This window comes from Pseudomonas sp. 7SR1 (assembly GCF_900156465.1).
GTDB lineage: Bacteria > Pseudomonadota > Gammaproteobacteria > Pseudomonadales > Pseudomonadaceae > Aquipseudomonas.
The window spans coordinates 4,610,904-4,637,115 of the sequence record NZ_LT707064.1 but is presented as its reverse complement, the minus strand read 5'-3'; the positions used below and the strand labels follow the sequence as shown (position 1 = coordinate 4,637,115).

Annotated in this window: 23 protein-coding genes; 10 read left to right on the top strand and 13 right to left on the bottom strand. The window is 61.6% G+C overall.

Annotation, left to right across the window (positions count from 1 at the left end; genetic code table 11):
- Positions 1-85 precede the first annotated feature (85 nt).
- Complete coding sequence (locus BW992_RS20595; RefSeq protein ID WP_072391798.1) at positions 86-778, top strand: type 1 glutamine amidotransferase domain-containing protein; 693 nt, start codon at positions 86-88, stop codon at positions 776-778.
- Between the two features lie 109 nt (positions 779-887).
- On the opposite strand, the gene BW992_RS20590 is transcribed toward BW992_RS20595, so the two are convergent.
- Both BW992_RS20590 and BW992_RS20585 read right to left on the bottom strand, forming a co-directional pair.
- Positions 888-1,643, bottom strand: a complete 756-nt coding sequence (locus BW992_RS20590; protein ID WP_076407023.1) for an SDR family NAD(P)-dependent oxidoreductase — start codon at positions 1,641-1,643, stop codon at positions 888-890.
- A 62-nt stretch (positions 1,644-1,705) separates the two neighbouring features.
- The gene (locus BW992_RS20585) at positions 1,706-2,272 is read right to left on the bottom strand and encodes a type 1 glutamine amidotransferase domain-containing protein (RefSeq protein ID WP_072391804.1); all 567 of its coding nucleotides are present in this window, start codon (positions 2,270-2,272) and stop codon (positions 1,706-1,708) included.
- 137 nt (positions 2,273-2,409) lie between these two features.
- Between BW992_RS20585 and BW992_RS20580 the strand changes: the two genes are divergently transcribed.
- From BW992_RS20580 to BW992_RS20570, 3 genes are all read left to right on the top strand, one after another.
- Complete coding sequence (locus tag BW992_RS20580; RefSeq protein WP_072391807.1) at positions 2,410-3,324, top strand: LysR substrate-binding domain-containing protein; 915 nt, start codon at positions 2,410-2,412, stop codon at positions 3,322-3,324.
- 94 nt (positions 3,325-3,418) lie between these two features.
- Complete coding sequence (locus BW992_RS20575) at positions 3,419-3,844, top strand: DUF1810 domain-containing protein (protein ID WP_072391811.1); 426 nt, start codon at positions 3,419-3,421, stop codon at positions 3,842-3,844.
- A 21-nt stretch (positions 3,845-3,865) separates the two neighbouring features.
- On the top strand, positions 3,866-4,864 hold the full coding sequence (locus tag BW992_RS20570) for a saccharopine dehydrogenase (protein ID WP_072431256.1): 999 nt from the start codon (positions 3,866-3,868) through the stop codon (positions 4,862-4,864).
- On the opposite strand, the gene BW992_RS20565 is transcribed toward BW992_RS20570, so the two are convergent.
- The 8 genes from BW992_RS20565 to BW992_RS20525 form a co-directional block, all read right to left on the bottom strand.
- Positions 4,859-6,142 carry a TIGR02270 family protein gene (locus BW992_RS20565; RefSeq protein ID WP_072458903.1) on the bottom strand — a complete coding sequence of 428 codons (1,284 nt, stop codon included), beginning with the start codon at positions 6,140-6,142 and terminating at the stop codon, positions 4,859-4,861. The genes BW992_RS20570 and BW992_RS20565 overlap by 6 nt on opposite strands.
- Before the next feature lie 34 nt (positions 6,143-6,176).
- On the bottom strand, positions 6,177-7,085 hold the full coding sequence (locus BW992_RS20560) for a WD40/YVTN/BNR-like repeat-containing protein (RefSeq protein ID WP_076407022.1): 909 nt from the start codon (positions 7,083-7,085) through the stop codon (positions 6,177-6,179).
- Positions 7,086-7,095: 10 nt separating this feature from the next.
- Positions 7,096-8,178, bottom strand: coding sequence for a PAAR-like domain-containing protein (locus tag BW992_RS26805; protein WP_083526348.1), 1,083 nt, complete (start codon positions 8,176-8,178; stop codon positions 7,096-7,098).
- Positions 8,178-9,215, bottom strand: coding sequence for a beta-ketoacyl synthase N-terminal-like domain-containing protein (locus BW992_RS20545; RefSeq protein ID WP_072431253.1), 1,038 nt, complete (start codon positions 9,213-9,215; stop codon positions 8,178-8,180). Before BW992_RS20545 ends, BW992_RS26805 begins: the two co-directional genes overlap by 1 nt.
- Entirely contained in the window at positions 9,212-10,327 is a 1,116-nt protein-coding gene (locus tag BW992_RS20540) for a DUF2169 family type VI secretion system accessory protein (RefSeq protein WP_076407021.1), read from the bottom strand. Before BW992_RS20540 ends, BW992_RS20545 begins: the two co-directional genes overlap by 4 nt.
- A 12-nt stretch (positions 10,328-10,339) precedes the next feature.
- Complete coding sequence (locus BW992_RS20535) at positions 10,340-10,798, bottom strand: DUF6484 domain-containing protein (RefSeq protein WP_072391829.1); 459 nt, start codon at positions 10,796-10,798, stop codon at positions 10,340-10,342.
- 16 nt (positions 10,799-10,814) lie between these two features.
- Positions 10,815-12,992 (bottom strand): type VI secretion system Vgr family protein, encoded by a 2,178-nt coding sequence (locus BW992_RS20530; protein ID WP_076407020.1) that lies wholly within the window; start codon positions 12,990-12,992, stop codon positions 10,815-10,817.
- Positions 12,993-13,251: 259 nt separating this feature from the next.
- Positions 13,252-14,148: a LysR family transcriptional regulator gene (locus tag BW992_RS20525; RefSeq protein WP_076407019.1), complete on the bottom strand. Its 897-nt coding sequence runs from the start codon at positions 14,146-14,148 to the stop codon at positions 13,252-13,254.
- Positions 14,149-14,244: 96 nt separating this feature from the next.
- On the opposite strand from BW992_RS20525, the gene BW992_RS20520 reads away from it, so the two are divergent.
- From BW992_RS20520 to BW992_RS20510, 3 genes are all read left to right on the top strand, one after another.
- Entirely contained in the window at positions 14,245-15,069 is an 825-nt protein-coding gene (locus BW992_RS20520) for an SDR family oxidoreductase (protein WP_076407018.1), read from the top strand.
- Positions 15,066-15,563, top strand: a complete 498-nt coding sequence (locus BW992_RS20515) for a lipocalin-like domain-containing protein (RefSeq protein WP_072391842.1) — start codon at positions 15,066-15,068, stop codon at positions 15,561-15,563. Before BW992_RS20520 ends, BW992_RS20515 begins: the two co-directional genes overlap by 4 nt.
- Positions 15,564-15,815: 252 nt before the next feature.
- The gene (locus BW992_RS20510) at positions 15,816-16,268 is read left to right on the top strand and encodes an HIT family protein (protein WP_076407017.1); all 453 of its coding nucleotides are present in this window, start codon (positions 15,816-15,818) and stop codon (positions 16,266-16,268) included.
- Positions 16,269-16,307: 39 nt separating this feature from the next.
- Here the strand turns inward: BW992_RS20510 and BW992_RS20505 are convergent, their stop codons facing one another.
- On the bottom strand, positions 16,308-17,987 hold the full coding sequence (locus tag BW992_RS20505) for an HAD-IIB family hydrolase (RefSeq protein WP_076407016.1): 1,680 nt from the start codon (positions 17,985-17,987) through the stop codon (positions 16,308-16,310).
- Between the two features lie 381 nt (positions 17,988-18,368).
- Between BW992_RS20505 and BW992_RS20500 the strand changes: the two genes are divergently transcribed.
- A complete protein-coding gene (locus BW992_RS20500; protein ID WP_076407015.1) occupies positions 18,369-20,648 on the top strand; it encodes a heavy metal translocating P-type ATPase in 2,280 nt (759 codons plus the stop codon).
- Between the two features lie 138 nt (positions 20,649-20,786).
- Here the strand turns inward: BW992_RS20500 and ftsH are convergent, their stop codons facing one another.
- Positions 20,787-22,631, bottom strand: a complete 1,845-nt coding sequence (gene ftsH, locus BW992_RS20495; protein ID WP_076407014.1) for an ATP-dependent zinc metalloprotease FtsH — start codon at positions 22,629-22,631, stop codon at positions 20,787-20,789.
- Positions 22,632-22,700: 69 nt separating this feature from the next.
- Positions 22,701-23,348, bottom strand: coding sequence for a BON domain-containing protein (locus BW992_RS20490; protein ID WP_076407013.1), 648 nt, complete (start codon positions 23,346-23,348; stop codon positions 22,701-22,703).
- 406 nt (positions 23,349-23,754) lie between these two features.
- Here BW992_RS20490 and BW992_RS20485 point away from each other — a divergent pair, with 406 nt between their 5' ends.
- Positions 23,755-24,228 (top strand): hypothetical protein, encoded by a 474-nt coding sequence (locus tag BW992_RS20485; RefSeq protein ID WP_076407012.1) that lies wholly within the window; start codon positions 23,755-23,757, stop codon positions 24,226-24,228.
- A gap of 1,023 nt (positions 24,229-25,251) precedes the next feature.
- Positions 25,252-26,163 carry a universal stress protein gene (locus tag BW992_RS20475; RefSeq protein ID WP_076407010.1) on the top strand — a complete coding sequence of 304 codons (912 nt, stop codon included), beginning with the start codon at positions 25,252-25,254 and terminating at the stop codon, positions 26,161-26,163.
- The last annotated feature ends 49 nt before the right edge of the window (positions 26,164-26,212 follow it).

Below are 26,212 nucleotides of genomic sequence, written 5' to 3'. Positions count from 1 at the left end.
GCTTGAACGTCTGCCGCGACACAGCCTCTGAGAGTAATGCAGGGTGGACACCGTTCGCCCGTTCAGACCTGGAGGCTGGATTCACATGAACATTCTGATGGTCCTCACATCTCACGATCAGTTGGGCGACACCGGCAAGAAGACCGGCTTCTGGCTGGAAGAGTTCGCCGCTCCGTACTACGTGTTCGTCGATGCCAACGCTGCGGTCACGCTTGCTTCTCCCAAGGGCGGGCAGCCGCCGCTGGACCCCAAGAGCAATGAAGAGGATGCCCAAACCGATGCCACCCGTCGCTTCGATGCGGATACCAAGGCCCAGGCGGCCTTGGCCAACACGGTGCCGTTGGGGGAGGTGGACCCTTACGACTTCGACGCGGTGTTCTATCCAGGAGGCCATGGACCGCTGTGGGACCTGGCCGAGGACAGCGACTCCAAGACCCTCCTCGAAGCGTTCTATGCATCGAACAAACCCATCGCGGCGGTCTGCCACGCGCCTGGGGTATTCAAGAACGTCAACGCACCGGACGGACGGCCTGTAGTGGAGGGTAAGAAAGTCACCGGGTTCACCAACTCCGAAGAGGAGGCGGTGGGGCTGACACAGGTGGTGCCGTTCCTGGTGGAAGACATGCTCAAGGCCAAGGGAGGGGACTATATCAAGGCTGCGGATTGGGCCAGCCATATCGTCGAGGATGGGCACCTGATCACCGGCCAGAACCCCGCGTCCTCCGAAGCCGCGGCCCAGGCGCTGCTCAAGCGCTTGAAGCAGGAACAGACGGCCTGAGCCAGGGCTGCCGGACGAAAACGGGCACCGCCGGTTGCGACTCACGCGGCCGGCAGCGATCGTAGGTGAGGGCAGTATGGCCAGCAGGACACGCTGCCCACGCCTGGAATCAGATGACCTGCCCGCCGGACACCTCGATACGCTGCCCCGTGACCCAGCGGTTATCCTCGGCCAGCAGGCTGGCGACCATCGGGCCGATGTCGTCCGGGACACCTACCCGACCGAGCGCCGTCATCCCGGCGAACTGCGCATTGAGATCGGGCATGTCGCGCACGGCGCCGCCGAGGAAGTCGGTGGCGATAGCGCCAGGAGCAACGGTATCCACGGTGATCCCTCGGCTGCCCAGTTCCCTGGCCAGGTACACAGTGAGGATTTCGACCGCCCCCTTGGCCGCGGCATAGGCTGAAAAGCCTGGAAAGGACACTCGCGTCAGGCCCGATGAATAGTTGACGATACGCCCGCCGTCCCTGATCAGCGGCAAGAGCGCCTGGGTCAGGAAGAACACGCCTTTGACATGAACGTTGAAGAGATCGTCGAACTGTTGTTCGGTGGTTTCTGCAAACGCCGCCATGGCGCCGTGCCCCGCATTATTGATGAGAAAGTCGAAATCGGCTCGACCCCAGACTTCATGCAGTGCACTGGACAGCGCGGTGGCGAACGCAGCAAAGCTGGACACGTCACCGACGTCGAGTTTCAGCGCAATAGCCGCCTGCCCGAGGCGTTCGATTTCTGCGACGACCTGGCGAGCTTCGGCCTCGCCGTTGCGGTAGGTGACGACCACGTCATGTCCCTTTCGGGCGATGGCAAGCGCGGCATTGCGCCCCAGGCCACGGCTGGCGCCGGTCACCAGTGCGATCTTGTTCATGGAGTTATCCTCTTGGGCTGTTGAATCAATCGTAGAGAGAACGTTGAGCCAGTCACCGTCAGTCATGCGGCGACAAGGCCCAGCGCGTGCTTGATGGCATTGGAGAACGCCGGGATGTCGGAAGGCATGCGACTGGAAATCAGGTTGCCGTCCACCACCACCTCCTGATCCACCACCGTTGCGCCAGCGTTGAGCAGGTCGCGCCGGATGGATCGCCAGCCGGTCAACGTCCGGCCCCGCAGGACGTCAGCCTCCACCAATAGCCAGGGAGCATGGCAGAGGGCCGCAACGACCTTGTTTCGCCCCATGAATTGCTGCACGATTTCCACGGCCGCCGGGATCGTCCGCAAAATGTCCGGGTTGACCAGGCCACCTGGAAGCACCAGCGCTTCATAGTCGTCCACCGAGACCTGTTCCAAGGTCTTGTCAGGCGTGATCGATTGAGCAGAGGGCGCGGACACACCGGTGGCGGCGTCCCAGACCACACCCTTGATCGGCTCTTTATCGATCGAGGCAAGGTAGACTTGCGCGCCGGCGTCAGCGAGCGCGGTACGGACATCGAAAAGCTCCGAATCTTCGAAGCCCTTGGCTGCAATCATCAGGACCCGGGGTGGATGAGTGGGTGTCATGATCTTCTTCCCCTTGCGTGACTGGCGTTTTTTTCGACGGGCGAGGGATCTCGCTCCGTTGCCCAGACTTTAGAGAACGACAGTGTTTTTTAGAAAGACTTTGTCTGTCCTCCCCCATGCCCCGGAGGCATCGCTGAATGGAACTGCGTCATCTTCGTTATTTCGTGGCCGTTGCCGAGGAGGGCAACCTGACGTCCGCGGCAACCAAGCGCCTTCACACCGCGCAGCCGTCCCTGAGCCGGCAATTGCGCGATCTGGAGCTGGAGGTCGGCGCGGAGCTGTTTGTCCGCAAGGCCAGGGGGGTCGAGCTGACGCCAGCGGGCGCCGCGTTCCTGGATCAGGCCAGGCTCGCCCTCAGCCATGCGCAAGAGGCGGTGGCGGCTGCACGACGGGCGGCGCGGCCAGCGAAGAAAGTGTTTTCGGTGGGTTTCCTTACGGGGCAGGAGGCGGACTGGTTGCCCAGTGTGACCGGCTTGCTTCGCCACGAACTGCCCAACATCGAATTCAAGGTCATCAGCCTGCAGTCGCCCTCATTGGCCGACGCCATTCAGCGAGGCGACGTCGATCTGGGTTTCCTGCGCGTGGAGCCTCGCCCGGATGTGCGTTACGAGGTGGTCGCCAAGGAGCCGCTGCTGGTCATCATGCCGAACGACCATCGCCTGGCCAGTGTGGGCGATATCGACCCTGCCGAGCTGGCCAGGGAGACGTTCATCGGCTGTTCCGAGATCCCCCATGTACTGCGCGACGTCATCGCGCAATATTTCGCCAGTTGCAACGTGCAGGTCAGCTCTTCCTACTGGCTGGATGACTATGGCACCGGTATTTCATTGATCAGCTCCACCCGGGGCGTCGCCATCCTGCCGGCGTACGTCGAGCCGCTGCTTCCCTGGACCATCGTGAGCCGACAGCTCAAGGGCACCCGACCGACCATTGATCTGGCGGTGGGGTACCGGACCGATAATCCATCGCCCATCCTTAAAACCTTTCTGGAAAATATCGAACAAATAAAGAACGCGGGACCGGGCGGCAGTCGGCGTCGGTCCGACGGCTAGGCGCTGCTCGCCTGGCCAACCGCGCAGGTCGTTCAGACAGCGCCTGGTGTCAAGATGCCGATCAGGCGCGTTCACCGATGGAGGCACAACGAGCATGCACGACACCTTTGACCTGTCCCGGTTCGTCGAAGCCCAGCGCCCTGTGTTCAGTCGTGTCATGGATGAACTGCGCGCCGGGCGCAAAACGAGTCACTGGATGTGGTTCATCTTTCCTCAACTGCAAGGCCTGGGTCGTTCCGCGATGGCAGCTCGGTTCGCCATCTCCGGCCTTGCCGAAGCACGCGCATATCTGCAGCACGAGGTACTAGGCCCCCGGCTGGAGCAGTGTGTGAACACTGTCCTGGAGCACCGCGATATAAGCGCCGGGCAGCTGTTCGGCTCGCCCGACGACCTGAAGTTTCGCTCCTGCCTCACACTGTTCGTCCATGCCCAGCCCGATTCCCCTGTGTACCAGCGAGCCCTCGATCAGTTCTATTGCGGCGAACCCGACCCCAAGACGCTTCTGCTATTGGGTGACTGACCCCGAAAAGGAGAGCATACGATGTCACTTGATCCAATCTTGTTCATGGGCGGCTCTGGCGCCATTGGTCATCAGACTGCCCGGGCGCTGCGCGCCGCTTACCCGGACGTGCCGCTGCTGATTGGCGGCCGCGATCTTGCCAAGGCCCAGCGCACCGCAGAGGAAATTGGCGGGGCGCAGGGAGTGGTGATCGATTCCCGCGCCCAGGACCTGGGCCTCGGTGAGCGCCAGGTCAGCGCCGTCGTGATCTTCTACATGGACCACGCCCTGGCGGGACTGCGTTATGCGCAGAAATGCCGGGTGCCGCACCTCAGCATTTCTTCCGGTGTCTTCGAGATCGCGCCGGAAATCGCGACGTACATGCACACACCCGAGGCCTCGCCCATTGTCCTCGGCTACGAATGGATGGCAGGGGCGACGACGGTGGCGACGCTGCGCATTGCCCGGGCCTTCAGCCGGGTCCAGGACATCAGCCTCCACGCGCTGGTGGATGAGCAGGACACCGGAGGCCCGACTGTCGCCACCGACTTCGAGCACCTGAATAAAATGCTGCCGGCCGCGCTGACACGGCGCGATGGCGTCTATGTCTGGCGCGAAGGCGAGGACGCCAGGGTCAGCTTTCACGCGGTGGATGGCACGCCAATCCAGGCCTCCGGTTTCTCGTCCATCGATGTCGTCGGCCTGGGGGCGGCCACGGGCGCCCCCAATGTGCAGTTCAACATGGGCACCGGGGTGAGCTCGACTCGACGCCAGGGCCGGCCGAAGTCCACCGAGATCATCATCGAACTGTCTGGCGAGGACCTGGTGGGTAAACCACTGCGCACCCGTCATGCCGTCGTGCACCCGGCAGGCGCAGCACCGCTGACCGGCCTCAGCGTCGCAATGACCCTGGAGCGGCTGCTCGGCTTGGACGGCCAACCGCCAACGCCGCCAGGGCTCTACTTTCCCTATCAGTTGCTGGATGCCGACGCGTACCTGGCCCGTTTGGAGAAGGAGGGCGGCGAGTTGCGCAAACTATAGGTGACCGGGCCAAACCTGCGGGCCGGATGCCTGCTTCATGCCCAGCAAGCGCTTTTGCCGCCAGGCCGGGGCGCTGGTGGGAAAAAGCGCTTCATCCGGCCGAAAGCGTGCCAGACCACAGGCGGCGGCGATGCGCTGGCGCTGTTGGCCCCTGACCAGCACCTGCCCGAAGGCGGCTTCGCTGTGGACCAGTCCGAGCATGTAGCGAGTTCCCGACTGGAACTGTCCGCCGTGGGTCTGCCACCAGCGTTCGATTGACGGCGGATCGGGCCAGGGCAGATTTTCATCTGGGTCCATGGCGACGTTCGGATCCTGTGGATTATCGTTCGGACCGGCATCGAAATCCGGCAGGTCCTTCAATTCCAGATCGAGCAATGCCAGGTCGGCTCCAGTGATCAGGCTGAAGGCTTCGCCGGCGACACGGGCGAACGGCAAATCGCGCATCTGTTCCATCAGCCAGGGGATGCAGACCGGATCGCCCAGCAGCCCAAGGGCCTGGATGCCGACACGTCGAAGCCGGGGATCCTGCACCCACTGGCGTATCCCGGCGATGCTGGACTCGCGTTCTTGCCACGCCAACAACACGCAGAGGGCGCGGTACTGAAAAAAGCTCGGTTGCTCGGCGAACTGGCGCAGCGGCTCCAGGGCCTGCCGATCACCCATCTGGGCGGCGGCCCAGCTGGCCCAGAAACCCGTGGTCGCATCCGGGTGTCGGCAATGGGCGCGGATCTCGGCCAGCAGGTCACGCCGGCGCAGCTCGCCGGCGGAGCGGGCAGCCCGGGCCATCACGCTTGGGTCAGGGTCGCGAAGGCCGCCCAGCAGCGCAGGGCCAGGGTCCTGACGATGCATGCCGCAGGCCGCCAGGCCGAGTCGACGAAACAGCGGCTCAGGCGCAGCGAGCATGCGGTCGATCCAGGGTGAGAGCCGCTGCCAATCGAGCCACCCCAGGGCCATCAGATAACCGCGCTCCGTTTCTGCGGCATTGCGCAGGTGTTCGCTGAGCCGTGACAACACTTTGCCATTGGCCGACTCGAAGGCCAGCACCACACTGGCGAACATCTCGCCGAGGGTGTCTGGGCCGAGTTGCATCAGCAGCGTTTCCAGCCCAGGTGGCCCTGCGATGCGCAAGCCATCGAGGTGGGCGTCAAGGCGGCTGTCGAGTTTGCCAAGGTGATCCAGATCGTAGTGCGGCGCGCGCGAGGCATCGTCGCGCAGGACAGCAAGGAAGCTGGCTTCTTCAGCATGTTGCTCGATCACCAGAGACAGCGAGTCGCTCATGAACACTGCATCGCCGCGATGGCCGCAGGCGAACTCAGGTGTTGTGCGGGCATATCACGCGCTCCCACCGGCTGCCATCGAACTTGAGAATGTCGTCGACTCCAAAGGAGTAAAGCAGCCCGTCACCGACATCGAGCTTGTGGGCGCCGGGCGCGGGGAGGAGGCCGGTGTCGACATCGAAGAAGTCTTTTCCGTCATATCGAACGAGGCCATGCACGTGGGCGATGTACAACTGCCCGTCGTACAGCGCCATGTCCCAGAAATTCATGGTTCGTTCCGTATCGAGTACCTGCCACTGATTTCGATTGCCCACCAGCAGCACGCCATCGTTCCCGCAGGCGTAAACCTCCTCTGCGCTCTTGCACAGGACCCGTGACAGCGGGCGATTGGTCGCAGAGTCCAGGGTGCTCCAGCGTGCCCCGTCGTAATGCATGATGAGGCCCTTTTCGCCGACGGCATAAATATCATCGGACGACAGGCCATCCAGGCTTTCCAGGGTGGGGGAGGCTATCTTCGCCCCCGGCGGGCTGATGCCGACCCAGCCACCGTTCGAATGACGGTAGACCTGGGACGACTGACCGCAGATATACAGCTCATTGGCGATTTCCCGGATGCACAGCAGTTCGCCAAGCCGGCCCGTTTCGATCCGCTGGTTTTCGAATTTCCCTCGGACGTTGGCGAGTGTGAAGTCCGCCGAGCCGGTTTTCACATGACGCAGGTGGCCCTTGCGTCCGAGCATCCAGAGGCTTCTGTCACTGTGCCTGAAACAGATGGCGCCTATGACGTCGTCGTCCACGTCGTTGTAGACCCAGTTTCCATCGAAGCAGAAGGCGACCCTGGACATTTGCTCGTCCGGCAGGGAGTTGTACTGCCCAGGCACGACGATCGTGCCCGCCTTGATGACCAGGCCGCAGGTAAAAAACAGCGAGTCTTCATTATCCATGATGGGCTCTCTATATCATTGGGGCCGGATTCTTCGGCTTCTTCTCCAGGGCTGGTGCGCGAACTTCGCCCCTGCGCATGCCTGATTCCGGGCCTACGCCCAGATCCTGGTGCCCCTTGTCGATCTGGGCCTTCAGGCAGTCTTTGTCGCAGCCAGTCTCATCGGCGACCGCCTGGGCTGCGAGGTCGCTGATCTGTGCGTAGGTGAAGTCATCGGCCCCGCCCAACATCGCATCGCGCTTGACCACGTAGCCGCGACCGATACGACCATGTTGCATGAGCTTTTCGGTCGGCCCCTCACGGGAGTTGTGGTCGGCGCCTTCCACGCAGACGCAGGGAGCTTTGTTGTGATCGTAGGTAGGAACGAAGGCGTCCCCGCGCACTTTCAGTTTGCCGGTCTTGGGGTTGATCGGCCGGGGAGTCGACAGGTCTGCCACCGGCACCGGGTGGTGGGGTGTCTTCCCGCCACATTTCGAACAACGGGTCTTTGGCGAGTTTGGCACCAGCATGCACTTGCGTGCTTCACAGCATTCCGGGCTTGTGTTGTCGGCTGGGCCGGGGATGGCACCGCGCGACAATGACTTGGCCGGCGGTGGGCAGGCCGCCTTGATTTTCTTCACGGTGCCGGACTTGACGCACGGATTCTCGGGGTCCGCCATGGCTACCGCGTCCAGGTACGGCCACGCCAGCGTGTTGGCCGTCGAGCCGTGGTTATGGGTGGTCAGGTCCATGTTCCGGACGACGTTCTCGCCCTCGAACTTCACATTCATCGACCAGGCAGTGAAATACACCTTTCCCTTGATTTTATTGGTGATGATGCCTTTCTTCGGCGCATTTCCAGCCTCGTCCCCGTAACTGGTCTTGAAGTAGCTCTTGTCCTTGAGCATGACTTCCTTGCCACTGATCTTCACCGTTCGCGAGCCCCGGGTGGTGTCCTTGGCCAAGCCGGTGTTGGGGTAGGGGATAGGCACCCCCAGTGGAGTGGCGGCGGTTTGCGGCGGGGTGAAACAGACGTCCGGGAAGCAGGCCACCGACTTGCCGTCCGCCGCCTTGCAGGATATTTCCATATTGTTGGCGTAGACCTCGTTCGCCATCAGGCAGCCCTCGTTGTCTGGTAACTGAGCAGGGCGACAGCACGTTCGCCGGCGTCGTTGCCCAGATGGCAGAAGATATTCGGGCCATCGCCGTATCCCTTGCGGCTGGCGGCCAGGGCCACGGCGAGCATGGCCGGGCCGATGGCGGCGCCGACTTCGCCGATGCAGTCGGCCGGATGCCAGAGATGGAAGTGCTCCTTGCGCACCCGCAGGGTACGGCCCAAGGCAAGAGAGGCCTCCTTGAAGTAGTACTGTTCTCCGGAAATGTCGGTGAGCCGATAATCCATCTGTTCCAGCCCACAGCCGGCTTCGCCCAGGGCCGCGCGTATGGCTTGACTCAGGCCTTCGGCGCGCAGGGGCATGTCTTCGGCCTCCACCGTGGCCTTTTCCATCCCGAACCCCAGGCCGATGCAGGTCAATTGCGGCTCTGTGCTGGCGACAGGGCGTGTCAACACCACAGCGGCGGCGCCTTCACCAGGGATGAAACCATTGGAGTTCTGGCTGGTGAGCAGGCGCTGGCGGTCTTCGAAGGCGTCCAGGGTCGGTGCGGCGAGAAAAGAATCCACCCCGGCGACGAGTACATAGCGATGCCCCCCCTGGTAGATCAGCGTGCGCGCATCGAGCAGGGCCACGGCACCGCTGACCCGGCCACGGGCGATGATGCAGGAGTCAGGATGAAAGCGCAGGCCCAGCTCGGCCTCGATGGCTTGCAGCAAGCTGTTGTCCAGGCCATCGAGGCGACCCGGGCGCTCGGCTTCCGCCAGGCCCAGTAGCAGGGGCGTCTGCTGCGGATCGATGCCGGGAGCGCTCTGCAATGCCTCGGCGATGGCGCGGGCGGCCATCTTGATCAGCTTGGCGCGACCCCGCCAGGGCTGCTCCAACATCACGCCGGCGGCGATCAGCCACTCGCCACCACGGTCGATAAAGCGGGTCTCCTGGAAGTTGTCGATGGCGCAACGGATCGCCGCGCAGCTCGCCGGTGCGCTGAGGCCGACCGCGCTGACCATGCCCGAACCGATGATGCACAGCGCGCTCATCCGTCTGTCTCCTCGAAAGCCCGCCTGGTTTTGACCAGGGAGCGGAGCGATGGGTAATAATCCTTGCCCAGCTCCCGGGCGCGCCACCAGCCCGCAGGCATCGTTCCGACCAGCACCTGGGCGATCTCGAACAGATTGCGCCGCAGGGGCCGGGATACACGCCAGGTCAACTGTACCTGGCGAGCGTCCGTGTCGATCAGCAGGGTATCGATCACCCCGCGCACCGTCTCGTGGCCGCCTTTTTTCAGGAAGAAGGTGACCGGCACATCCATCTCGGGAATGCGAAAGCCTGCGCGTTCCTGAGGCGTGAGATTGAGCAGCAGCACATCTTCGCCGCCACGCAGATAGTCGGCCTGCTGGTCCTCGGGGGCGGCCTGGAAGTAGCGATTGTCGAAATCCCCTGGCAGGAACGGAAAGCAGTCCGCCAACCAGGCGTCGTCATAGGTACCGGCGAAACGGCCCCGCTGCGGCCAGCTACGCCCGATGGGGCCGAGGGCCATGGGCCGGAAGTCCCCCGAGGGGCTGTCGATCGGCTTGCCCAGTTCCTCGGTGTTCGGCATCGGTCTTGCGACGATACCAGTACTGTCGATGTCGCTGGGGTACCAACCGCAACCGCTCGGGTTGTGCGGATAGCAACGCATCATTTCGGGGGCGTTCAGCGTGGGGTGGGCACCACCGAAGGCCTGGGCGTAGGAGATGTCCTGCTCGACAAAGGGCTGCGGCGCGCCTGGGGCAACGCCCATTATTCCCTGCTGCCATTGCCGAGGACCGAGCACGGAAAAAGCCTTGCTGACCCGGCCGATGCGAATGCCTGCGGTCAACTGTGTCACGGGCCGGCCTGCGGGTGCATAGGCCTTGCCGCGCACCAGCACATCGCAGCATGGCTTGACCGGGGCGAAGTCCATCTCCTGCAGCGGCGCGCTGAGCCCCGGCTCGCCCAGGAAAGTATCGGCCATCAACAGCGGCTGCTGGGCATCCGCCAGGGACGCGACGCGGCCATCCAGTGGCAGGTTGAAAGTGCCCTTGGCCACCACGACCAGGGATTCGCGACCGTCGCTCCCCATGCCCAGGGTATAGGCAGCAGCCAGTTTGCTGGCGTTGAGCAATTCCATGGGCTGCGGCCTCTAGTTGATCTGCACCGAGCCGCCCTTGATGCGGTTGGCCCCGCTGGAGCGGCTGGAAAGGTAGGTGCCGCGGATGATCACTTTGCCCGCGCGGGTCAGGGTGATGCTGGCCTTGCCGCAGCGCAGGACGATTTCCCGTTCTGCGCTGAACTCCAGGCGCTCTCCGTCCAGATGGGCGATCGCCGGCGTCACGGTTTCCTGCAAGCGCTGGATGCGCCCGACCACCAGCGGACGGGCCACGTCCCCGGCTTCGAACATCAGCGCGACCTGGGCGCCGATGTCATCGCGAGTGAGTGGGGTGGTGGTGCGTGCGGCAAGGCCTGTGTCAACGGGGCAGCCGGCGAAGGCCACCACCGGAGCGTCCGCCATGGGCACATCCAGCAGCACGCCAATCACGACGCCGTCCACCCGGGTCGGGGTGGATGTCGAGGAAACGGGGAGGTGGTATTCGACGGTCATGGCGCCCACTCCGTGGCTAGTTCTGCAAAATCTTCTGGCCTTTGACGACCACATTCTTGTTGGCCTTGATATTGATGGCGCCGGAGCCATCCAGGGTAATATTCTTGCCCTTGATCAGGATGGTGCCGTCCTTCTTCATGGTGATGCTGGCTGCCCCGGTGGTCAGGGTGATGGAATCGCCGGCAGTGAGGGAAAAATGCTTGCCGACGTCCAGGCTGTCGTTCTGCCGGACATTGCTGTTGCGGTTCTGGTCGACGTCCCGTGATTCGTTCTGGCCGATCCGGGTACTCTGGTTTCCGTTGATCTCGATGCCTTCATTGCCCTGGACTGTCTCGTTGCGGTTGCCGCCGATGCCGATGGTCTCGTTGCCACCCACGTCCTCGGTGCGATTGCTGGCGATGGAGATCTTTTCGTTGGCACCGACTCTTTCCGTGCGGTCCGCGCCAATGGTGATGGTCTCGTTGCTGCCGACATCCTCGGTACGATTGACGCCGATGCTGATCTTTTCGTTGTTGCCGACCTTCTCGGTCCGGTCCACGCCGATGGTGATGGTTTCGTGGTTGTCCACCGTTTCGGTGCGGTCGTGCTTGACGTGAACGGTTTCGTCGTTGTCGATGGTCTTGCTGCGGTCATGACCGACCCAGTGGGTTTCGTCGTTTTCTACCTCGATGTCCTGGTCTTTCTCGGCATGGATGAACAGTTGCTCCGCGCCTTTCTTGTCTTCCATGCGGATTTCATTGAAGTTGGCCGGCGACCCTTCCTTGCTTGAGCGACTCTTCACGCCGCTCTGGGTCGCGTTGGCCGGCAACTTGTAAGGTACGGTCTGCTCGGCGTTGTAGACCCGACCAGTGATGATCGGCCGATCCGGGTCGCCTTCGAGGAAGCTGACGATCACCTCCTGGCCAATCCGCGGAATCTGCACCGATCCCCAGTTCTTGCCGGCCCAGGCCTGGGACACCCGGATCCAGCAGGAGCTGTTTTCGTTGAACTGGTCATGGCGATCCCAATGGAAATGCACCTTGACCCGACCATACTGGTCGGTCCAGATCTCCTCGCCACCGGGACCGACCACCACGGCCGTCTGCGGTCCGCGGACGATGGGCATCGGTGTCAGGGGAAGAGGGCGGAAGGCCTGGCTGGCGTCCATGCAATCCAGTTCGCTGGTGAACTGTTCGCCCAGGTCAGCCTGGCCGCTTTCATAAGGTTCCTGGCGGATCTGATAACGGGCGACCACCACCAGGTACTCGCGATTCTGGTCCGTTCGTTCATAGCCGCTCAGCTTGAACAAGTGACCGGCGCCGAGCCCGCGGGCGCGGCCACGCAGCTGCACCCGCTCGAACTGGCTGTGAATGGCCTCGATACGGGTACGAGCGTAGTGCTCGCCGTCGTTGCTCTGCAGGTATTCACCGGGATAGTCGTATAGCGGGTAGTCGCTGTTGCTATGGCTGCGCGGCACGCTTGAACGCACCTCGAGACTGGCGCGGGGCCGCGAGAAGTCGTAGTCGTTCAGCGCCAGGGAGCCGGGTTGCACTTGCCGCGCCAGTTGCCAATCGTAGAAATGGTCGCGCTCGCGCATCTGCCGGTCAGGCGGGTAGAAGGGCACCGACGCGTAATCCGGCACCGTGGAGTGGGCGCCATAGGCATCGGCCATCACCAGGACGTGACGGGCCTTCTCATGGCGGAAGTAGTAATAGATACCCTCCTGTTCCATCAGTCGACTGACGAAATCGAAGCTGGTCTCGCGGTACTGAACGCAGTATTCCCACTCACGATAGCTGCCGCTGAGGCTGTCTTCGAAGTCGGAGAAACCGAGGTCGCGCAACACCTGCTTGATGATGTCCGGCACCGTCTTGTTCTGGAAGATCCGACAGTCCGAGGTGCGCGTGAGCAACCAGAACCAGGGTCGCAGGCTGACCCGGTAACCGGCGAACTGGCCATGGCCGGTCAGTTGGCGGCAGCTGCAGACAATGCCATGGAAGTAGCGCTTGGCCCCGTCATACAGTTCCAGGGTCAGGCCCATGGGCTTGCCCAGTAACTGATCGAACGTGATCGCCCGATCATCGGACGTCAGATCCAGCTCATAGTGGAAACAACGCCCCAACTCTTCACTGCCTTCCATGCTCCTGAGCAGCAGGACATCGCCGCCCAGGGGACTGTCGACCTGCACCAGCCGGTTGTTTTGCGTGATCTCCATATCGCCTCGTCATTCACCCCAATCAGCGTGGACGTACGGCTCGATCCGTATCCTGCGGATAGCGCTCGTCCGCGATCACCTGGCCTGGTTCCAATGTTCCTGACCAAGGCGACAGCACTGAAGTGTGTTTCAAGATAGGCGACAGGCGGTTATTGATCAGTTTCTTTAGTTATAGGGGTTATTTCGAATTGGAATGAATCCCATGGCAGCATGCCTGGCATGCTCCCGGTTCATAGCGTGCATGGGTATCGGCGCATGGCTAATGCTGTGTTGCCTCGCGTACCACCTCGATGAATGCTCGCAGTGGCGCGGGCACATGGCGGAAATCGGCGTAATAGAGACACAGGCCGGGTGAGGCGGGCGTCCAGTCTTCCAGGAGCAGGACCAGCGCGCCTTCATCCAAGGCCGGGCGGGCGAAGGGCTCCGGAACGAAGGCGATCCCCAAGCCAGCGCAAGCCGCCTCGACCATCAGGTCGTTGTCGTCCAGGCACAGCGTGCCGGGCACGTCCAGCGCGAGTTGCCGATTGCCCTGTTCAAACTCCCAGCGATAGCGCTTCCCGCTGGGCAGGCGTTGGCGAATGCAACGGTGGGCCATCAAGTCGTTCGGCGTCACGGGCAGGCCAAACGCCTGGATATAACCCGGCGCAGCGACCGCCACGAACCGGACGTCGCCGCCGAAGGGCACCGCGATCATGTCCTTGGGAACGGATTCAGCCAGGCGCACGCCGGCGTCGAAACCTTCGGCCACGATATCCACCAGTTGCCCTTCGGCCACCAGGTCAAGCGCGACACGAGGGTAACGCTGCTGGAACGACGGGACCACGTGCTTGAGCAACCATCGCGCGCCGCCCTTGCTGGCGTTGATACGCAGGGTGCCGACCAGTTCGTCCTGACCATGGCTGACCGCATCCAGCACGTCGTCCAGTTCCCGCAACAGCGGGTTCAAGCGCAACAGCAATTGTTCGCCTGCCTCGGTCATAGCCACGCTGCGGGTGGTGCGATGCAGAAGGCGCACGCCAAGACGCCGCTCGAGTCCCTTGATGGCATGGCTGAGGGAGGACCGGGATACGCCCAGCGCGTCGGCGGCCTTCTGAAAACCGCGATGGTGCGCCACGTGAGCGAAAACCTTGAGATCGGAAAGACTGATATCGGCCATTGGTGAATATTTCTAACCAGCTCGTTCGTATTGGTGAGGCTTATTGTAGGCGATCCGGCTTCATATACTCGGGACAAACCCCAAGAGGAGCTACCGATGAAGACATGGTTGATCACAGGTGCGTCGTCCGGGATTGGCTGGGCCATGACCCGCAAGCTGCTGGAGCGAGGCGACCGGGTGGTGGCTTGCGGGCGACGGGCCACAGCCTTCGAAGCGCTCCAGCGGATGGCGGCAGACCGGCTGCGTGTCGCGCTTTTCGATATCACCGACACGCACGCCTTGCGTCGAGCGCTGGACGACGCCTTCCAGGCTTTCGGGCGCATCGACACGGTGGTCAGCAACGCGGGCTACGGGTTGTTCGGCGCCGCGGAGGAGGCCAGTGATGCGCAGATCGAGCGCCAGATCGCCACCAACCTGAGCGCCTCGATCCAGCTGGTGCGCGCGGCGCTGCCTCATCTGCGGGCCCAGGGCGGCGGGCGGATCGTGCAGGTGTCCTCCGAGGGCGGTCAGGTGGCCTATCCCAACTTCAGCCTGTACCACGCCACCAAGTGGGGCATCGAAGGCTTTCTTGATGCGGTCGCGCAAGAGGTCGCCCCGTTTGGCATCGACGTCGTCATTGCCGAACCGGGGCCGACCGAGACCGGCTTCGGCCAGGGCCTGGATCACGCGACGCCGCTCCCTGTCTACGATGTGACGCCGGCTGGCGAGATGCGCCGGGCCTTGTCCGGCGGAACGTTCGAAGTGAAGGGAGACGTCGAGCGCACGGTCGAGGCGATCATCCAGGTGGCGGATTCGGCCCGGCCCAGGCGCCGCATTGCGCTGGGCAGCACGGCATTCGAGCACATCCATCAGGCACTGACCGCTCGGCTGGACGACCTGATGGCGCAAAGAGCCCTGACCCTGACGGCGGACAAGCCATGAAGTGGCTGCCTGCGCTTCTGCTCGTCGCGGCCGGGGCCGTTGGTGCCAGTGAACGCCTGTGGCCGGCTGGCCCCAACGAAATCGCCGGCACGTGGCGCATGGTGTCCGCCACGCTGGAACGCGACGGTCGCATCGAACGGCCCTATGGCGAGCATCCCCAGGGCATGCTGGTCTTCACCGCCGACATGCACTTTGTCGAGGTGCTCACCAATGGCCAGGCCCCACGCTTTGAATCAGACGTACGCGGCAATGGCAAGGATGAGGAGAACCGGCGCGCCATGGCCTCGAGCATCGGTTTCTTCGGCACCTATACCGTGGACGCCCAGGGGCATTTTTCGGGCAACCGTGTGGAGGGCTCCACGTTCCCGAATTGGGTCGGCAGCGTTCGCACGAAACAGGAGCTGCAACTCAAGGTGGAAGGCGAGCGGATGTTCGAAAGCTTTACACGCCCGGACGGCGGGCGGGTGAGCGCCGAGTTCGTGCGGGTTCGCTAGAGGCCTGTACGGTTAATCCGAGTACTCGAATTGGCCACACAGGCCACTGCGGGCATGGATCGGCCGAGGCGGTCATGGGGGCTGGATCTGCTGTTTCTCGGTTATAGTCAACGGGCCTCTGCGGTAATGCGACTATCGCCGGGATATCGAACTACAGTAGGACGTTGCCCCTGCGCCGAAGCCTCGGGCAGCCCAGCCATTTTCCGGTCGGCCGATGCCGATGCCACCCCCCAGCTCATTGAAGGAGCGAGCATGAGCCTCCACGGTCAATACGATCCACAGAACATCTTTGCCCTGATCCTTCGCGGCGACGCGCCGTGCTACAAAATCTACGAAGACGACCAGGTCCTGGCTTTCCTGGACATCTTTCCCCAGTCCACCGGCCACGTCCTGGTCATTCCCAAGGCCTCCCGGGCCCGCAACATCCTGGAGGTCGAACCCACCGTGCTGAGCGCGATGATGTCGGCCGTGCAGTACCTGACGCGAATCATCGTCGACGAGCTGCAGCCCGATGGCGTCCAGATCGCGCAATTCAACGGTGCGGTGGCCGGGCAGACGGTCTATCACATTCACATGCACATCATCCCTCGCTGGGAAGGCCTGCAGGCGGGCGAACACGGCAGGGGCAAGGCCGAGGCCGAAGAACTCAGGGCGCTCCAGGCGCGGCTGGTCGCACGGCTCAGCGCCGCGCAAGACGCCAGGTGAAACACATGACTGGTTTGAAATAGGGACATCCCGCTATCGTCAGAGGTGGTAGCGCGATCGCACAAGTCCGCAAATCTGCTCCAGCGCGACCTTGGGGGGCAGATTTCTGTCGATCTCAACAAGATGGGTCTTGCTGGCAAGCACATCGTCGCGGATCACCTTGCGAAACCAACTGGAAAAATCGCCGCCATTCATATGCTCGCGAAGGGCGGTGTCTTCAAGTTGGGCTGACGAAAACAGGAATTCGCTCAGGTTGGAGGCACTTTTGCCCAGTGAGGGGAAATAGAACGAGTGCCATGCGCCTACGTCTCCCGCCACGTACTTGCCACTGTGGCGATGGTGTTTTTGACGGGGCTTTACCAGATCAAGCAGAAGGACTTCTTCTCCTTCATGAAGATTCCAGAAACAGGCATGTTCGAGTCTCTCGGAGCGCTCCCCAAGTTCCGGGCAAGGTCGCTGCATACGTGCGGCGAACTGTTCGACCAGTTCACGAGCAGCGCTGCCGAGAGTCACCAGCACGTCTACTTGTTCCAGGAGTGCCGGGCACACCTGATCAAAATCGAGGACAACGATGATTGCCCCGATATCACCGAGAAACTCGGGCGGCCAATCGGCACAGTGGGGCATCATGTAATGGGCTTCGTCCACTATCAACCAGTAGGGCCGACCTGAGGCACTGCGCAGTTGCTGGATAAAGGGCAGTAGCTCGCCAAAAAGTCGAACTCGAGCGGGGGGATCCAACGCAAGGGTACTGACCACCACATTGAGCTGTGCCTGCAACAGGTGATGCACCGACTCCTCTGTCGTTGGAGGCGCCGTCAGGCCGCCAACCGTTACCGCTGCATCCAGGGTGAGATAGTCGCCTTCGGGATCAATGATGCAAAATCCCTGACGGGCATGGACCATGCCTTCGGTCAGCCAAGTGACGTAGCTGGATTTTCCGGAGCCCGAATTGCCAACGACCAGCATCACCGATTCCGACGCAAGCCATACGTTGCGCGCATCATCGGTCTGGCCCAGCAGGATTCCGGTGCGCTCGATGGGAACCAGGGTCGCGTCCTTATCCAGCAGCAAGTCCACCAACTCGCAGACCCCTTGGCCATGATCCTGGCTGAGGCATAGGTCGGCGCTGGACTTTATAGACTCGATGGCATTGTTCACTGCGGCCGCGCAGCCACAGATCGAGAGAAAGGCGTGATCGTTTTCTGCATCGCCCACGCCTACCACGTTGAGTTCACAAATTCCCAGTCTCCGCAAGGCAGCCCTGAGGCCAGAGGCTTTATTGACACAAGGCGGCAAGACCATGATCGCATCCTTGTTGAAGGTCATTTGCAGCTCGAGGCCCAGCTCGTGAATGCTGGTGATCACTGCGTTCTCGAATGGGTGCCAGGTGGCGATGACCGACCGGCCGATCGACAGTGGAGAGACGCCCTTGTCGCGCAAGCGGCTCACCAATTCGGTGGAGGCTGGATCGGCTATGAGTTCCTCGGAACCTGTTATCGGGTCATACAAGAGGGCGCCGTTCTCCGCGACCACCAAGTCGAATAGCGCCAACTGCGCAAAGTGATGTTTGAGCGCTTGCAGTTCTCGCCCTGTAATCAATAGCAACTTGCGGCCGCTGTTTTTAAGCTTGGCGAGCGATGCGCAGACCTCAGGTGAAACGCTACCGTTTTCGGCGATGGTTCCATCGTAATCCACCGCTAGGGCCAAAAAGTGCATACATGCTCCGTTAGGCTCGGTCAGGGTTGATTGTCTGATCGTGAAGTTCGACAGGTCTTGAGCGTGGGCAGGATCGGGCTGGATACGTGCAAGTCACTGGCCTGCCTGCGATCACTGCGCAGGTCCACAGCCTGAGCGTTGAAGCTTTCCCCTCTGCGCCCTGCTGCCAGATAACTCCTACGCCGGGCCAGAGAGAATTGCTTGAGGTTTGTCAATAAAAGGAGCATTCACCCAAGCAATCTAGGCTTTTCATACAGAGCCTGGTGAACAACTGGCCAGAGGGGCGCAAGCCTCAGCTGTCAGGCCATCGAGCAACGGCGCCGCCATCCATGCCCCATGCATGCACTGCACTGGGCGCGCATTAATAGAGGATTCGAAGCCATGCTCGGCAAGTGGCTGGACCCGGCCCTGTTAGTCCTGACAGCCTTGACCCTGCTGGGCGGGGGCATTGCGCGGATCATGGGCAAGCCCGACTGGGCGTCGATAGGTTGGGGCGCAGGCAGTCTGGTAATGGCGCTGGTATTACTTTTCGAGATTGTCAGGCGCCTGGCTCGGCGCGAAGCGGGCGTCGATCTGGTTGCGTTGTTGGCAATCGCCGCGTCATTGCTGTTCGAACAGACCCTGGTAGCGGCGGTGATCGCCTTGATGCTGGCGTCTGGACGCATCCTGGAGTTCTTCACCAGGCAGCGCGCAGAACGCGAACTGCGCGCGCTGGTCGATCGTGCGCCACGCTTTGCCTGGCTTCAGGAAAATGGCGATTTACGGCAGATACCGGTCGAACAGATCCAGCCGCAGCAGACACTGCTGGTACGCTTGGGGGAGGTGATACCGGTCGATGGCCGTTTGCTCAGCCCTACCGCCGTTCTGGACGAGTCGGCGCTGAGCGGCGAGTCACTGTCGGTCACCCGTCAGGCAGGAGAGCAATTGTCCAGTGGAGTGACCAACGTCGGTGCGCCCATTCTCCTGACATCCGATCGAACGGCAGCGCAGAGCACTTACGCCGGGGTGGTGCGCCTGGCAGAAGCCGCACGACGCTCGCGCGCGCCCTTCGTGCGTATGGCCGACCGTTACGCATTGCTCTTCGTCCCCCTGACACTGCTGGTGGCCGGACTCGCTTGGCATAACAGCGGCGATACGCTGCGCGCACTGGCAGTACTGGTAGTGGCCACTCCCTGTCCTTTGATTCTGGGAGTGCCGATAGCGATCATGTCGGGTATCTCCAGGGCGGCACGCCGCGGCATCTTGATCAAGGACGGGGTGACCCTGGAAGCGCTTGCCGGAATCAAGCAGGTATTTCTCGACAAGACCGGCACGCTGACCAGCGGCCATGCCCGTTTACAGGCGATCGAAGCCAACGGAGCGATCGAGCCAGGACGCCTGCTTGGCCTCGCCGCTTCTCTGGCGCAAGCCTCGACGCACCCGATTTCTCAGGCAATTGTCGCAGCAGCCTGTCAGCGCGCAGTGACGCTCAGCTTGCCGCAGGAGGTGGAGGAAGTTCCGGGCGCCGGTCTTTGCGGGTTGATCGAGGGCAGGCGCGTGCGTTTAGGCACCTTGTCGTTTGTGCACGCAGACATGCCGGTGTCTGGCTGGGTCGCAGACATGCTGCGTCAAATGGATTACCTGGCATGCACCGGCAGTTTCATCGACGTGGAGGGGTCGCTCGTTGGCCTGCTGATCTTTTCGGACAAGCTGCGCCTGGAAACGCCACTGACCCTGCGTCGACTGCGCAACAGAGGCATCGAGAAAATAGTCATGCTCACCGGCGATCGCGTGGAAACCGCCGAGATGATTGCGCTGTCTGCCGGGATCGATGAACTGCTCGCCGGGTTGACGCCTGAAGACAAAGTGCGTGCGGTCCAGGCAGGCTGCCTGCGCGCCAGCACGCTGATGGTAGGGGATGGCATCAACGACGCTCCCGCACTGGCGGCGGCTGATGTCGGAGTCGCGATGGGCGCCAGCGGTACCACGGCATCCGCGCAGGCGGCCGGGGTCGTACTGCTGGTCGATCGCCTGGATCGCCTGGTCGAGGCGTTGGACATAGCTCGCCGAACTCGTCGCATTGCCCGCCAGGGTGTGTGGGTCGGCATGGGAATGTCCTTGCTGGCCATGATAGCGGCGGCCTTTGGCTACCTACCGCCGTTGATAGGCGCCGTAGCGCAGGAAGGCATCGATGTGGTGATCGTCCTGTATGCCCTGAGCGCATTGAGACCGTCGCGAAGCCTGAACAAACAGCTGGCGGGGGAGCAGATTGATCGTCTACAGGTAGAACACGATCAGCTTTCTACCGTACTGGGCGATCTGCACCAGATGGCAACTGACTTCTCCCAGCGTCCGCTCTTGCAGGCGCAGGCCGACTTGGGGCAACTGATAAAGAGGCTGCAATGCTCAGTGGCCCGTCATGAACGCGAAGATGAAGAAAAACTTTACCCGCTGCTGACGCGAAGCATGCAGGGGGAGGCTTCCTTGTCGGCATTGAGTCATGCCCATCGGGAAATCTTTCGCCTGATTCATTTGCTCGCGCGCATGAGTGCTGATTTCAGCGCCCACCCTGCAGCGTCGTTCGCCGATGAAATCCAGCATCAGTTGATTCGTCTGGACACGCTTGTGCAATTGCACTTTAGCCAAGAGGAGGAGCTGTTCCGCTATCTGGACCGACGCTGATTAAATTCGGTTCCAGTCGAACTGTGCACGGGGGAGGGCGACTGCCTGACTGCGTCTCCAGTACTTCTGAAAACTGCTGGATCACAACGCTGATCACCACGACCCGCGCCCCAGTGAATACGTCTGCATGGCCCGATTTCAGGAGGATGTCCCCGTAGCAGGTCGTAGGGATATCAACCCGCGCTTGAGGGGCATGAGCGCAGGAAACTCCTCTGGCGTAAGGGTCTCCTTTTCAGCGAGAAGCCCCGCGCCCATGTCCAGTTCGGCCCGACGATGCGTCAGTAATACCTTGGCCCGTTGGTAGGCGTCATCGAGCAAGGCGCGAATGCCCAGGTCGATCTCCCGGGCTGTCTGTTCGGAATAGTCCTTGCCGCCCACCGTGGCCATGCGGTCTCCCAGATACGTCGTATTCTGGCGTTCCAGTACCGATTGTCCCAGCTCGGGGCTCATACCGAACCGGGTAATCAACTGACGAGCGATATCAGTCGCGCGACCCAGGTCATCGGCTGCCCCGGTGGAGATCTGGCCATAGACGAGTTCTTCGGCGGCGCGTCCGGCCATCAGAACGACGATCCGGTCCTTCAGGGTCTGGCAACTGATCAGGAAGTGGTCCTCGTTGGGACGCTGCAAGGTATAGCCGAGGGAGCCGATGGCGCGCGGCACGATCGAGACTTTGTGGACCGGGTCCATGGCCGGCAGTGAGCTGGCAGCCAGGGCATGCCCCATTTCGTGATAGGCCACTACCCGGCGTTCTTCAGGATCGAGCAGGCTGCTCTTGCGTTCCAGCCCAGCGATAAGACGTTCTACCGCGGCAGTGAAATCATTCAGGTTGACCGACTCGGCACCACGTCGAGTGGCAACGATGGCCGCTTCGTTAACCAGATTGGCCAGGTCAGCCCCAGTGAAGCCGGTGGTGATTTCGGCGATACGCGCGCCATCGAGACCAGGTTCCACGGTGATCTTCTTGAGATGGACCTTGAGAATGGCCTCTCGCCCCTTGCGATCGGGCCGATCGATCAGGATTTGCCGGTCGAACCGTCCAGCCCGTAGCAACGCCGGATCGAGGACTTCCGGGCGGTTGGTCGCGGCCAGCAGTACCACACCCTCACGGGGATCAAAGCCGTCCAGCTCAGCCAGCAACTGGTTGAGTGTCTGCTCTTTCTCGTCATTGCCACCCAACATGCCGACGCCGCGCGTCTTGCCCAAGGCGTCGAGCTCATCGATGAAAATGATGCAGGGGGCTGCCTGCCGTGCGTGTTCGAACAGCTCGCGAACCCGAGCCGCGCCGACCCCGACGAACATTTCGACGAATTCGGAGCCCGAAATCGAAAAAAACGGGACCCCGGCTTCCCCGGCGATGGCCTTGGCTACCAGAGTCTTGCCGGTGCCTGGCGGGCCGATCAACAGGATGCCCTTGGGAATGTGCGCCCCCAGCCGTGTGTATCTGGCCTTGTCCTTGAGAAACGACACAATCTCAACCAACTCGGCCTTGGCCTCATCGATCCCGGCGACATCGGCGAAAGTCACCCCGGTATCACGTTGCAGGAAGACCTTTGCCTTGGACTTGCCGATGCTCATCAAGCCGCCAATACCCTGTTTATCCGCCAGCCCGCGAAAAAGAAAATGCCAGGTCGCCATGATCAGCATCAAAGGCATCAACCAGCCCACCAGGCCGTTCAGAAGGCTGTTTTCATTGATCGCTGTGAAGTTGACGCCCGATTGGGCAAGCTCGGTCGCAAACACCGGATCGATCCGTACCGTGGAAAACCGCTCGCGGCCGTCGATAGGCTCTTGCAGCTTGCCGCTGATCCGGTCCTTCTGGACCAGAAGGTCGCTGACTTTATGCTCATTCAGCAGTTGCAGGAACTGACTGTAGGGGAGGTTCTCGACTTCATCGCGATGGACGAACAGGAACTGGACGCCGATCAGGATGAGAAAAGCAATCGCGAAGTAGGACAGGTTCCATTGGTGCTGTCTTTTCATGAGCTTGGCTCCATGAGGCGAGGCATGGGCATTATCCGGGGAGGTATCGGCTTGTCCGGAATAATTGGCTCAGGCGAGCAGCAGATGATCTTCGACCTGCCTCACACCGGGCACTGACCAGGCAGCTCGTTCCGCGATCTTGCGTTCGCGCCACAAATGAACCCTGCCTTGAAGCTTTACAGTGTCACCCTCGACCTTGACCTGGATCCTCTGGGCGTCCACTTCGGCATTGCGCTTGAGCGCTTGTTCGATACGCTGCCGGACGTCCTCCACGTTCACCCGCGCACGAAGGGTCAGGCGGTTGTCTATTGCGACCACTCCCGACAGTTTGTGCACCGCCCGCTCCACGGCTTCTTTCTGATATTGCCAGTCCACCTGGCCTTCCAGTGTGACCCAGCCGTTTTGCACCGTGATATTGATATCCTGCTCAGGAACGTCCGAGCTCCACGCAATGATGCTCAAGGCGCGAGCTGCGATGGCATCATCCGTCGTACCCGCGTTCTTGTCGGGCCGGACCTGAATTTCCTGGGCCAGCGCACGAACTCCTCTGATGCTCTTCACGGCGCGTTCTGCGTTGATTTTCTCAGCGTAGCTACTGACGTGACCGGAGAGCGTGACGACGCCGTTGTCCACGGTCGCACCGATATTGGCAGCATTGATTTCGGGATGGAATTCAAGCTCCTCCAGGATATGTTGACGCAAACTCAAGTCGCTCATTGGGAAGTCCTCTGTGGATGACAATGGCTGCAAGCCTGGTCCGTTCGTTTTTACCCTTGAACGATGAGGCGGCATTGAGCTAAATCAACAAGCCTTCTTTGAGTGCTCTGTCGATTGCTGATCGATCGTCCGACCTATGAAAATCAGGCTCCCGTGTCGCCGACGGTAGTCGTGGTGCCGAACAGTCACTGAGGTTGGCGCGCCCTGGGCTCTGTCGTGAAGTCTTATGATCAAGCTCAGGCAATGGGGGGGCAGCTTTCAACGCAGCTGCGCGAGTATCAAGGCTTTCCGTACAGAGCCTGGAGCTGTACATCCGCACCGATCGCACCGGGCATGATTCAGATCAAACGGCGGTCCCCGGCAGGGGGTATGTTCTCAAGACACACTGGGGCACAGGGGCTCGATCATGACTGTCCATTGGTTCGTGAATGCGCTCCACGCCCTACGCGGCGGTTGGCGCGGCATGGCCGGACTGCTCCCTCGTCGTCGACCCGATACAAGGACATTGAGAAGAGAGGCGGCTACCTGGATAGTGGCCTTGTCGATCCTGTCGGTGGGTTATCTGGTCACGTTTCATTTCGCGTCACATGCCGTGCAGACTTTGATCAGCACGTGCACCTCGCGACTGCAGATCGAGTTTGAGGGCGCTGCAATAGTGTTCCCCAGAGAGACGCCGCCGCGCGTCCTGTGTGAATGCCTGGCGCAGGCGCTTGTAGAGAAAAACGGTATTGCGCGTCTGGCATTGGTTGACGCCTTCAAACTCGACCCGCTCAACCTTGAGCCAGTGACCCAGGAAGATGCCCGGCTCTGTATCAATACCTTATGGATCCCGGATCACGAACTTGCCAAGTCACTGCTCAATCAGGAAAGTTCGCGATGACCTGGTCTGGCTGACGATGCCGTTTTGCGCTGCAACGCCAATCGATGCCACATCGCCCTGATGGCGTACGACTCCACTCATCAACAATACCGCGACGCTGCTCCGAATCGTTCATTGGCATGCCTGCGCTCTGTTCAGGGATCGATCCCATTGCCCGCTGGCGCACCGTCGGCGATGTGAATCCCACAGGGCGATATTCAACCCGTAAGCGTGATTGTGTTTGATCCCGACCAGGTTTGCTGTCGAGGGAGCGCGCTTGCTGAAAACATGGACTTGGACCTGCGCCCTCGGCCGCCATCTCTGGTCGCCGTTGAGCCGAAGGAGCGTCTGCGTGATGAGTGGCAATCGAGAACGCAGCAATGTTTGACCATGGTCAACCTATCTCACGACTCAGGGGAGCAGTCTCGGGCTATACCTTGGCCACCGGACACTGCAGACATTGGCCATGGCGAAGATGAAAGCGGCGATTTGCGTGGACAGGAATCGCATCGCTGCGAGCGATACATACATTCCTGACGCGATGGCGTGATGAAGGTGGCTATCGCGTCCCGATCAATTACTCGTCCACGCCATAGCGTAGTGTGAGGGTAGTCATGATTATCTGGATTGAAGAGCAGCAGACTGGCGAGCGCTGGATCGTACACCTGGGTATATGGTGGGTAGGTTTCAGAAAAATCGATGAAGCCCACGCCTTCATGAAGACCTTGCAGGCTCGAATCGAAGCGCCTCATGCCTGGCCAACGGGGGACACTCGCCAGCGACCCGACACGGTATGTGGTGCTCCAGCGTCTCTCTGGGTCCCTGCGCCAGCCTCACAATGATTCTGGTGCTGCGGGGAGTCGATTGTTGACGCTCTTCAGCGTGCATCGATAAGGGACGGTTGCGCATTGGCGGTGGAAAAAATGCATGATTCGACATCGATGATGGCTGTCTGACATAGGTCAAGTCCCTGCGTCGTTCACGCGCTCATGCTGATGTCTCGCATCCCCATTCAGTGGGAGGCGCCACGCGATGAGGTGTTCCATGTCCGCGAATCAACGTTTGCTCTTATTGGCCCCTGACTCCCTGACCCGTACGCCTGCATTCGATCGTGCCACCGAGCTGGCCCTGGCGCTGGACCTGCCTCTGCACATCGTGGCCATTGATTACCTGGAGGTGCTCTCGGTGGCCGGCCTTTTTGCGCCGGACCAGATCAAGAGGGCGCGCAGCGGTTATCTGGAAACCCATCGACAATGGTTGTGGCAGCAGGCGGAACTGGCACGTCGACATGGCATCGAGGTGACAAGCGAAGTGGTCTGGAGCGGCGACGCCTATCAGGCGCTGCAGCAATACGTCAAAGAGATGCCACTGGCCCTGATCATCAAGGATGCGCAGCCGGAACCGGCGCTGAAACGGATTTTCTTCACCCCACTGGACTGGCGCCTGCTGCGCGACTGCCCGGTGCCGGTGCATCTGGTCACCGACCCGCGCCACCCTCGGCCACGGCGAATCCTGGCGATTGTCGACGTGCTGCGCAGTGAGGAACAAGACCTGGTGTTCAACGACCGGATCGTCGACACCGCAGTCAAGCTGGCCGAGCAATGCAATGCCCAGGTCGCGCTTTTGCATGCCTTCGACTGGACGATCATATATGCCTCGGATATGAGTATCGGTGCGTTGCCCCTGGCCTCCGGGCCTTACGAAGCGTTGGGCCAGGCACAACATGAGGCATTCGAAGCCTTGGCCGAGCGCCACGGGGTGGGGCCGCAGCAGCGTCACTTCATCGAAGGCTCGCCGGTGAACGGCATCTGCACGTTCGCTGCCGACCAGCAGATCGATGTCATCGTCATGGGCACTGCGGGGCATCGTGGCCTGGACAGACGCCTGGGCACCACTGCCGAGCAGCTGTTGCAGCGAGCACCCTGCAGCATCTGGGCGGTCAAGCCGGATGTGTGACGTAGCCAACCGGTTCTCAAGGGCTGGGGGGAATCAGATGATTCTGGGG